Source organism: Roseinatronobacter domitianus, from assembly GCF_023336755.1.
Lineage (GTDB): Bacteria > Pseudomonadota > Alphaproteobacteria > Rhodobacterales > Rhodobacteraceae > Roseinatronobacter > Roseinatronobacter domitianus.
The window spans coordinates 1-9,326 of record NZ_JALZWP010000034.1 but is presented as its reverse complement, the minus strand read 5'-3'; the positions used below and the strand labels follow the sequence as shown (position 1 = coordinate 9,326).

At 61.3% G+C, this 9,326-nt stretch carries 10 protein-coding genes, 1 tRNA gene and 2 pseudogenes; 4 read left to right on the top strand and 9 right to left on the bottom strand.

Annotation, left to right across the window (positions count from 1 at the left end):
* Both M3N55_RS16310 and M3N55_RS16305 read right to left on the bottom strand, forming a co-directional pair.
* Positions 1 to 85 (bottom strand): annotated as a pseudogene (locus M3N55_RS16310) (ATP-binding protein); the annotation flags it as partial.
* Positions 75 to 284, bottom strand: a pseudogene (locus tag M3N55_RS16305) (IS21 family transposase); the annotation flags it as partial. The pseudogenes M3N55_RS16305 and M3N55_RS16310, both read right to left, overlap by 11 nt.
* Between M3N55_RS16305 and M3N55_RS16300 the strand changes: the two are divergent.
* Entirely contained in the window at positions 231 to 704 is a 474-nt protein-coding gene (locus M3N55_RS16300; protein ID WP_249060928.1) for a type I restriction-modification enzyme R subunit C-terminal domain-containing protein, read from the top strand. The pseudogene M3N55_RS16305 and the gene M3N55_RS16300 sit on opposite strands and share 54 nt — an antisense overlap.
* A 430-nt stretch (positions 705 to 1,134) precedes the next feature.
* Here M3N55_RS16300 and M3N55_RS16295 read toward each other — a convergent pair.
* The 5 genes from M3N55_RS16295 to M3N55_RS16275 form a co-directional block, all read right to left on the bottom strand.
* Positions 1,135 to 1,209: transfer RNA gene (locus tag M3N55_RS16295), tRNA-Gln, on the bottom strand.
* Between the two features lie 99 nt (positions 1,210 to 1,308).
* Positions 1,309 to 1,512: a YgaP family membrane protein gene (locus tag M3N55_RS16290; RefSeq protein ID WP_249060927.1), complete on the bottom strand. Its 204-nt coding sequence runs from the start codon at positions 1,510 to 1,512 to the stop codon at positions 1,309 to 1,311.
* A gap of 71 nt (positions 1,513 to 1,583) precedes the next feature.
* Complete coding sequence (locus M3N55_RS16285) at positions 1,584 to 2,219, bottom strand: Crp/Fnr family transcriptional regulator (protein ID WP_249060926.1); 636 nt, start codon at positions 2,217 to 2,219, stop codon at positions 1,584 to 1,586.
* A complete protein-coding gene (gene mmsB, locus M3N55_RS16280; RefSeq protein WP_249060925.1) occupies positions 2,219 to 3,091 on the bottom strand; it encodes a 3-hydroxyisobutyrate dehydrogenase in 873 nt (290 codons plus the stop codon). Before mmsB ends, M3N55_RS16285 begins: the two co-directional genes overlap by 1 nt.
* On the bottom strand, positions 3,088 to 4,137 hold the full coding sequence (locus tag M3N55_RS16275; RefSeq protein ID WP_249060924.1) for an enoyl-CoA hydratase/isomerase family protein: 1,050 nt from the start codon (positions 4,135 to 4,137) through the stop codon (positions 3,088 to 3,090). The genes mmsB and M3N55_RS16275 overlap by 4 nt, the downstream gene beginning before the upstream one ends.
* A gap of 92 nt (positions 4,138 to 4,229) precedes the next feature.
* On the opposite strand from M3N55_RS16275, the gene M3N55_RS16270 reads away from it, so the two are divergent.
* Positions 4,230 to 4,874, top strand: a complete 645-nt coding sequence (locus M3N55_RS16270; protein ID WP_249060923.1) for an alternative oxidase — start codon at positions 4,230 to 4,232, stop codon at positions 4,872 to 4,874.
* A gap of 65 nt (positions 4,875 to 4,939) precedes the next feature.
* On the opposite strand, the gene M3N55_RS16265 is transcribed toward M3N55_RS16270, so the two are convergent.
* Entirely contained in the window at positions 4,940 to 6,439 is a 1,500-nt protein-coding gene (locus M3N55_RS16265) for a CoA-acylating methylmalonate-semialdehyde dehydrogenase (protein ID WP_249060922.1), read from the bottom strand.
* A gap of 103 nt (positions 6,440 to 6,542) precedes the next feature.
* On the opposite strand from M3N55_RS16265, the gene M3N55_RS16260 reads away from it, so the two are divergent.
* The gene (locus tag M3N55_RS16260; RefSeq protein WP_249060921.1) at positions 6,543 to 7,466 is read left to right on the top strand and encodes a LysR family transcriptional regulator; all 924 of its coding nucleotides are present in this window, start codon (positions 6,543 to 6,545) and stop codon (positions 7,464 to 7,466) included.
* Here the strand turns inward: M3N55_RS16260 and M3N55_RS16255 are convergent.
* The gene (locus M3N55_RS16255; RefSeq protein ID WP_249060920.1) at positions 7,442 to 7,771 is read right to left on the bottom strand and encodes a PilZ domain-containing protein; all 330 of its coding nucleotides are present in this window, start codon (positions 7,769 to 7,771) and stop codon (positions 7,442 to 7,444) included. The two genes, M3N55_RS16260 and M3N55_RS16255, sit on opposite strands and share 25 nt — an antisense overlap.
* Positions 7,772 to 7,931: 160 nt before the next feature.
* On the opposite strand from M3N55_RS16255, the gene M3N55_RS16250 reads away from it, so the two are divergent.
* Positions 7,932 to 9,188: a surface lipoprotein assembly modifier gene (locus M3N55_RS16250; RefSeq protein WP_249060919.1), complete on the top strand. Its 1,257-nt coding sequence runs from the start codon at positions 7,932 to 7,934 to the stop codon at positions 9,186 to 9,188.
* Positions 9,189 to 9,326 lie beyond the last annotated feature (138 nt).

The window sequence follows — 9,326 nt, the reverse complement described above, 5'->3', positions numbered from 1 at the left end:
GGTCCTGCACAGCCTGCGCCATGCCCGGCATCTTCAGGCTGCGCAACATGATGACGATGGCGGCTCCAGCGGGATCATGACGCATGGCGCGTTCCCTTCTGCGGGCGCAGCCCATCATAACGTGCGACGTTGGCCTCGGGCTCTTTGCTCAGCGAAAGTGCTGCAGGCGGCGTTACATCGGGCTGTTCAGTCGGCGTCCCATCCAGCAACCTATGGAGCAAGTTTAACACATGGGTTTTGGTGGGGACGCCCGCTTGCAGCGCCATCTCGACGGCACGGAGCACGAAGATCACATCACTCTGATCAAGCTGCGTCGCGGGGAACAATTAACCAAGCAGGATTTCGAAGAGCTCGGGCGTATTCTGATCGATCAGGGCGTGGCAGATGATGCAGTTTTGTCGGCTCTGGATGAAGAAGGTGGGGTCGGCCGTTTCTTGCGATCCCTGACAGGATTGGACAAAGCGGCGACCAAGGAAGCATTCAGCCTGTTCGTGTCACGCTACCAGCTGAGTGCTGATCAGATGGAATTCCTCGACATGGTGATCGACAGCCTGACGGAAAGCGGGTTTGTTGATCCTACCACCTTTTACGAAAGCCCATTCACCGATCTCGACGACATGGGCATTGCGGGCATATTTGATCGTGAGCAGACGAAGGAAATCATTCAGATCGTCAGAAGCCTGAACGAGGTGGTGGCGGCTTGAAGGTATCAAACCTTCGGCGCGCTCAGAAAAATCAGGAAAGGCGCGCTATACGTCGGCGGATCCCGTAGAAGCCCTAGAAAAACCACTGGCATGTGATGGGGATGGTTAGGGTTGCGCCATATGTCCAAGCTTCCAAACCTCCCGCTGTCGGAAACGAATGCATTTGGTGACCGTGCATGCCTTCTGTGATGCCAAGTGGCGCGTCAGACTCGCTGGGCTGACCTGTGAGGGGCTATGCGTGTGTTTCGGCAGCACGGGGTAGTCAAGCGAGATACTGCGACTCAGTGGCTCGCTCCGAGAGCCTGCGGGTATTCATGGCATGCTCGCCAAGCTCTGGATGCCGAATTGCCCTATGGAACACCCACATGGCTGTAACACACGGCTCGAGTGGAGCCGCTATAAGTCCTTGATCTACAACGATATAGTCAATTGGCTGGGGTGGTAGGATTCGAACCTACGATACACGGTACCAAAAACCGATGCCTTACCGCTTGGCTACACCCCAACCGTGAGCGGCTTTCTAGCCAAGGCAGTAGGGGGCTGCAAGCCCAATCTTCCCCAAATCCGTCAAGAAAATGACGCCCCCTATACCGGGGGCGCATTCTTATTTTTTCGTCGAGCAGGTATTCACTCCGATAATGGCATAAAGTGGGCAAGTGCTCATCAGGCCGGTGGCCAAAGGCACGATCCCGATCAGGTAAAGCCAGCTATAGGCCCCGCCCATGTTCAGGGCGAACCCAAGAAGAAGTGCCACGCCCACGACGATTCGAAGAACGCGGTCGATGCTGCCTACGTTTTTTGCCAACATGTGAAGGCTCCTTTTGCAATGTTACCCGGCCAGCATAGCGCACCACCAGATTGCGTCTGTGACATGGTCACTTACACAATGCGCTCAAGTTCGGACTGTTGCAGCACCGTGATCTGTCCGCGCTGGGTGGCGATCAGCCCTTGGCCTGCCCAACGCTCCAACTGGCGCGAGACGACTTCGCGCGCGCTGCCAATGCGCGCGGCAAGTTCGGCATGGGTGGCGTGCACCTGCCCGCCTTTGGCCAGACCCAGCAGCGCGCGGGCCAGCCGGGGTTCTATTCCGGTAAAGGCCACGGTTTCCAGCAGCGCGGTCAGTTCCGCCATGCGCGCAGCGAAGGCCCGAAATACGAAGGCGCGGAACGGCGCGGCCTCGTCCATCAGTCGCGCGAATTCGGCCACCGGGATCATTACGATACGCGCCTGCGTGACGGTTCTGGCCTCTCCCGAATAGGGCGCATCCCCCATCAGACCCAAAGTCGTCTGGATGCAACTTTGCCCCGGCTCGATTGCATAAAGCAATATCTCACGGCCAGAGGCAGCTGTCAGCGTCACCTCGACACGCCCGTCCAGCACCATGGCAAAGCCCTGAGCACGGTCGCCAGCCCGGAACAGGTATTGCCCGGAAGGCAAATCCAGCGCGGGCAGCGCGTCCAGCCGCGCGACCCTGCCACTGTCCAGCCCCGGCAATAGTGCGCCCGCCCAACCCATCAGCCGCGTCCGCGTGCCGTGAAACGTGGCAACAGCGCCGAGAAATCGCGCCCGCGCCCATCTTCCTCCTCGACGAAGGTGGCATATAGCGCCATGGCCTGCGCGCCCATCGGCGTATCGGCATCCACCGCCGCTGCGGCCTGTTGCGACAGCGCCAAGTCTTTCAGCATCAACTCGGCGGCGAAACCGGGTTTGTAATCGTTATCGGCGGGGCTGTGCGGCCCGACACCGGGGGCCGGGCAATAGGCATTCATCGACCAGCTATAGCCCGATGACGTGCTGACCACGTCGAACATGCGCGCGCGGTCCAGCCCCAGCTTGTCGGCCAAGGCAAATGCCTCGCAGGTGACGGCCATGGTCGCGCCAAGGATCATGTTGTTGCAGATCTTGGCGGCCTGCCCTGCTCCAGGCCCGCCACAATGCACGGCTTTTTGCCCCATGATGTCGAATAGCGGCTGCACCGTGGTAAACGCCGCATCCGACCCGCCCACCATAAAGGTCAGCGTGCCCGCACTTGCCCCGCCAACCCCGCCAGAGACAGGTGCATCCAAGGCACCCAAGCCCGCCGCTTGCGCCCGCTCCGCGACCGCGCGCGCGCTCTCCACATCCACGGTCGAGCAATCGCACAGCACCGCGCCCGCCTCCATCAACGGGATGATCTCCGATGCGACCTCGCGCAGGATCGCGCCATTGGGCAGCATGGTGATAACCACCTCGCCCCCCGAAACCGCCTCGGCCGCACTCGCGGCCTGCCTCACGCCCTCCGGGCACGGCGCGTTCAGGTCGAACCCCGTCACCGTATGCCCGGCGCGCGCCAGGTTGGCAGCCATCGGCGCACCCATATTGCCCAAGCCGATAAAACCGATCTTCATGGCGTCTCTTCCTCTCTTGTCTCTAATTTCAGCTCCGCCACGCCCAAAGGCGCAAGCATATCAGCAACCTCTGCCGCCGTTACATCGGCCAAGCTGCGATGCCGCCAGCAGGGCGCGCGGTCCTTGTCGATGATCGCGGCCCGGATACCTTCCAGAAAATCCGACTGCGCGGTGGCACGATAGGTGAACCGATATTCTTGCGTCAGCGCCGCGCGGATATCAGGGTCTGGGCCAAGGCGACGCAACACCTCCAGCGCGCAAGCCTGCGCCAGGGGCGAGCCACGCGCGATCATGGCCCGCCCCTCTGCCGCGAAATCACCACCTACAAGGTCCAACGCCGTCAAGATCGTTGCCCCGTCATTGCTTGCGAACACCTGGTCAATCGCAGCCGCCTGCGCGGCCAGCGGGCTATCGGGCGTAGTCTGCACCGGAATCATGTCTGGATCGCCCGAGGCCACAAGCCCGGACACCAGATCGCCCCACTCAGCGCGCGGTACGAAATAATCCGCAAACCCCGCCCAGATCGCGCAGCCCGGCGTCATCCGCGCCCCCGTCAGGCCCAGATACGCCCCTACGCGCCCCAGTGCCCGCGCCAACAGGTATGATCCGCCCACATCTGGCACGATCCCCACGGCACATTCGGGCATGGCAATGCGGCTACTCTCGCACACAACCCTGTGGCTGGCATGGCACCCAAGCCCCACGCCCCCACCAAGGGTAAAGCCCTGCATCAGGGTGACAACGGGCTTGCGGTATTCAGCGATCCGCGCGTTCATGCGGTATTCATCGGCCCAGAACCGGCGGCCATAGCCATGATCGCCCGCGCTCCCTGTGGCATACATCTCGCCCAGATCGCCGCCCGCGCAAAAAGCCTTGTCGCCAATCGCGTCAATCACGACCAAAGCGACCGCGTCCACTTCAGCCCAACCCCGCAGCGCCGCGTCAATCTCAAGGCACATCTCATAACTCAGCGCATTCAGCGCATGTGCCCGATCCAGCGTGATCCGCCCTGCGCGGCCCTCGCGGCGAATATGCAGATCGCTCATGCTGCCACCACCCAAACCCTATGGGGCACGGCGTCGCACTGCCTTGCACTGCGCGGGCTGCCCCCCATCTTCTGCTCAAACAGGAGTCTGAAATGTTTGATTTTGAAAAGGACCAAAGCCTCAACCTGACCCAGCATCACGCGCCCCGTGATCTGTCCGACCGTGTTGCATTGCGCGTGGTCAAATTCATGCGCGTCTTTGCCGATGCCTTCTTCGCCAAACGCTATGGCCACCGCGCCGTGGTGCTCGAAACCGTCGCCGCCGTGCCGGGGATGGTGGGGGGAATGCTGCAACACCTCAAGGCTATTCGCCGCATCCGCGACGATCAGGGCTGGATTCGCGAACTTCTGGACGAAGCGGAAAACGAGCGCATGCATCTTATGGCCTTTATCAAGATCGCCCAGCCCAACTGGCTGGAACGCACCATTATCCTGATTGCGCAGGGCGTGTTCTTCAACCTGTATTTCCTGCTCTACCTTGTCGCACCAAAAACTGCGCATCGCGTGGTCGGATATCTCGAAGAAGAAGCGGTCATCAGCTATACGCAATATCTGGAACAGGTAGATAGCGGCGCAGTCGAAAACGTCCCCGCGCCGCGTATGGCCATCGACTATTGGAAGCTGCCGCCCGATGCGCGCTTACGCGAGTTGATCGTCGCGGTGCGCGCCGATGAGGCGGCGCATCGTGACCATAATCATGGCTATGCAGATGCCATCCGCGAAGGATTGCACGACTGACCCCTTCATCCTGCTCAAATATCCTGCGGGGGGTGCGGGGGGTGCAAAACCCCCCGCCCTTTCGGTCAGTCCATCGCCTTGAAGTTGAACGCCGCCCCTTCCTTGATCCCCGACGGCCAGCGCGAGGTCACGGTCTTGGTGCGGGTGTAGAACTTGAACGCGTCCGGCCCGTGCTGATTCAGATCGCCGAAGCCAGATTTCTTCCATCCGCCGAAGGTGTGATAGGCCAGCGGCACCGGGATCGGCACATTGATGCCGACCATCCCGATATTGATCCGATGCGCGAAATCGCGGGCGGTGTCACCGTCGCGGGTGAAAATGGCGGTGCCGTTGCCGTATTCGTGGTCCATCGCCATGCCGATCGCCTCGTCATAGGTCTTGGCGCGCACCATCGACAGGACCGGGCCGAAGATTTCCTGCCGGTAGATATCCATCTCTGTCGTCACGTGGTCGAACAAATGCGGGCCGACGAAAAAGCCGTCCTCATAGCCTTGCAGGCTGAAATCGCGCCCATCAACGACCAGTTCCGCGCCTTGCTCCACGCCGGTCTGCACCAGCCGCAGGATGTTTTCCTTGGCCGCAGCGGTCACGACGGGGCCGTAATCCACGTCGTCGCCCGCCGTCCAAGGGCCAACCTTCAGCGCCTCGATCTTGGGCACAAGCCGTTCGCGCAGCGCGTCGGCCGTGCCTTCACCCACGGGCACGGCTACGGAAATCGCCATACAGCGCTCGCCCGCCGCGCCATAGCCCGCGCCGATCAGCGCATCGGCGGCCTGGTCCATATCGGCATCGGGCATGATAATCATGTGGTTCTTGGCACCGCCAAAGCACTGCACGCGCTTGCCGTTCGCGCAGCCACGCGAATAAATATATTGCGCGATGGGGGTAGAGCCGACGAAGCCAACCGCCTGCACGGTGTCATTGTCCAAAATAGCATCGACCGCGTCCTTGTCGCCATTGACCACTTGCAACACGCCATCGGGCAGGCCCGCTTCCTTGAATATCTCGGCCAGCATCAACGGCACGGACGGGTCACGCTCGGACGGTTTCAGGATCATCGCGTTGCCGCAGGCCAGAGCCGGGCCCATTTTCCACAACGGGATCATGGCCGGAAAGTTGAACGGCGTAATGCCCGCGACCACGCCCAAAGGCTGTTTCATGGAATACATGTCAATGCCCGGACCGGCGCTGTCGGTATATTCGCCTTTCAGAAGCTGCGGCGCGCCGATGCAATATTCGATCACTTCCAGCCCGCGCTGGATATCGCCTTTGGCATCGACAAAGGTTTTGCCATGCTCGGATGACAGTTTCTCTGCCAGCTTGTCCATATCGCGGTTAATCAGGCCCACGGCGGCCATCATCACGCGCGCGCGTTTTTGCGGGTTCGTCGCGCCCCATGCGATCTGCGCTTTTGCGGCGCGGGCGACGGCATCGTCCAGTTCCGCCTTGGTGGCCAGCGGCACGCGCGCCTGCACCTCGCCCGTAGCGGGGTTATAGACATCTGCAAAGCGGCCCGAAGTGCCGGGCACGCGCTTGCCATCAATCCAGTGCGAAAGCTCTTCCATAGCATCCTCCATTCAGGTTTGGCACAGAGTAGCCTTGCGTTTTCGCCTTTGGAAGACGCAATATGCCATGGCAGTATTGCAAAAATGCAAGGGTATGTTTGTGATGGATTGGGACGATATGCGGGTCTTTCTGGCGGTGGCGCGCGCCGAAAGCCTTGGCCGCGCGGGGCAAGCCCTGAAGATGGACCCAGCCACTGTGGGCCGCCGCATCGCCCGGCTGGAAGCGCGATTGGCGCGGCGGTTGTTCCACCGCTCGCATCAAGGCTACGCGCTGACAGAGGACGGGTTGCGCCTGCTGCCGCATGTCGAAGCAGCACAAGCCCATCTGCGCGCCGCCGAAGAACCCGGCGCCCCCGGCGAGGGACTAAGCGGACAGATCAGGCTTGGCGCGCCGGATGGGTGTGCGAACTACCTGTTGCCACAGGTGATTGCCCAAATCTGTGCCCAGCACCCCGCATTAGAGGTGCAAATCGTCGCCCTGCCGCGCCTGTTCAACCTGTCGCGGCGCGAAGCAGATATGGCCATCAGCGTGTCAGCCCCGCAGGCCGGACGCTTGCACGCGCAAAAGATCACTGACTATCATCTGCATTTCGCGGCTGCGACAGCCTATCTGAACCGGCATCCGCCAATTCGACAACTCGCGGACCTGCGCAGGCACCGGTTGGTCGGCTATATTCCCGATATGATCTTCGACCGCGAACTGGATTATCTGGCCAGCCTGTCCTTGCCCGGCGCGCAGATGACCTCTAATTCCGTTCCGGTGCAGGTCAATTTGTTGCGGCAGGGGGCCGGGCTTGGGGTGGTGCATGATTTTGCCCTACCCCATGCACCAGATTTGCGCCGCGTGCTGGTGCCAGCGTTCAGCCTGACGCGCGCTTTCCACCTTGTCCGCCATGCCGATGATTTGCGCAACGCCCGGCTAAGGCGCTTTGCCGATGCGCTGGTCAGCGGTATCCGGGCACAGGTCGCACACCTAGAAGAATCCGTCGTGCAGGTGGAACGTCAGGCCAGTTCGGAAAACCCGTAAATGCGCGCCGCATCGGCCGGTCTTTGCCCGCGCGAGATGGCCGACAGAAAGCGCGACCTTTCACTTGGGGCGCAAGTTGGCAGGTAGCACAACCCTGCCCGACCTTCACGCACCCACCGCACTTCAGCGGAAATAAGCGCCCCTTTGCAATGCAGGCGCAGGACATCCCCCGCCATCACAGAGCGCAAGCCATCAAGGCAGACCCCTTCGGTTGAATAATCCCGCAGATAGGCTGTTTCACGCTGCCCGTTGCGCATGACCCCAACCAATGCCCGATTGCGAATTCGCGCGACCTTGCGAACCATGCGCCCCTCCTGTGCCACATCCGCAACAAGGAAGGCCCGCAAGTGGTTCAAAATCCGTAAACAATGCCAGCGGACGCGCCGCAAGATTGACTTGCTGGTTAATCTCTCGCATCGTTTGGCGGAACGCGCCGTAAGAGCGCATGATCGATCGAGCAGATTAGTGACCAGACTGACCAAGATGTTGCGGGCCTCTGGCCTTGCGCTGCTGATGGCGGGTTCATCCGTCCTTGCGCAAGCTCAAGAGACCACGCCCCCCCGCGCCGCCATGATTGCGGCAGACGCACCGGACCCCGAGGTTCGCGTGGCGTGGCGTTTGGCGTTGGAGCATATGCGCAAGGGCGCCCCCCGCGCCGCATTGCCCATCTTGGAACGGTTGGTGACAGAGTTTCCAACGGTCGCGCGCTTCCGGCTGGAACTGGCGCGCGCGCTCTACCTGATAGAGGATGACGAACGCGCGCGGTATCATTTCGAATACGCGATGTCGGGCGAGTTGAGCCTTGGAGAGATTCAAGCCGTTCAGGACTACCTGACTGCGATGGACACGCGCAAAAGCTGGCGCGGCCAAGCGCGTGTTGCGGTCGTGCCGCAAACCAACCCTTGGCAACGCTCCGGGCAGCCTTTTGTCGAAATCGGCGGTGTCTTGCTGCTGCCCTTGCCGCAGGTCGAACAGGCCACCGGGGTCGAGTTGGGGCTGGGGATGACATGGCAGCCCCGGCTGAAACAGGATCTGCACGCGCGGGTGCATCTGGTGGCCACGGGCCAGTTTTTCGAGGATTCGGATTTCACCCGCGGACACCTGCGCGGAGAATTCGGCTTCGCCTGGTTCGGCGATCACGGGCGCCGGCTGGAAATGGGCATCACGCTGCAAGGCGCAGGCGGGCATGACGGGCTAATTATGCGCGGGGCCGGCGTGCATGCCGCCTTTCAGCAGCGCTTCGGTCGGCGCACGCGCCTTTCAGCCAATGCCACATATGACGAACTGCGCTATACTGGTGTTTCGGCCTATGACGGCCCGCGCGCGTCGCTCTCGTTGGGACTACAGCACATCCTGTCGCCGCGGCTGAAAGTTTCGGGCGGTCTTAACCTGTCGCACCATCACACCGAAGCAGAGTTTCATCGCCGCACCGACGCGGCCCTGACGCTGGGCACCGAGATTACATTCGGCGGTGGGTTGATTACGGGATTGGAAGCCAGCCTTGGCCATACAAGCTTCGGCGCAGCAAACCCGCTGCTGCCACAATTCGGGGCGCAGCGCGACTGGCGCGCGGAACTGAGCGCCACGATGATGCATCGGGAACTGTCGGTCTATGGGTTTGCACCAATTGTCCGCATCGGGGTCGAACGCAAGGAAAGCAACATTCCCATGCGAAGCTACGACAACCTGAAGGTCAGCCTTGGGGCAACACGGAATTTCTAGCCCGGTGCGCTTGACCTGCCCCCAATAAACCGGGCCATTCGAAAGGAGAGTTTGTTCTTGTAACGTTCGTCAGCACAAGGAGAACAGACGATGCGCAAATCAGGTTTCACCGAAGAGCAGATTGTAGGGATCCTGCAA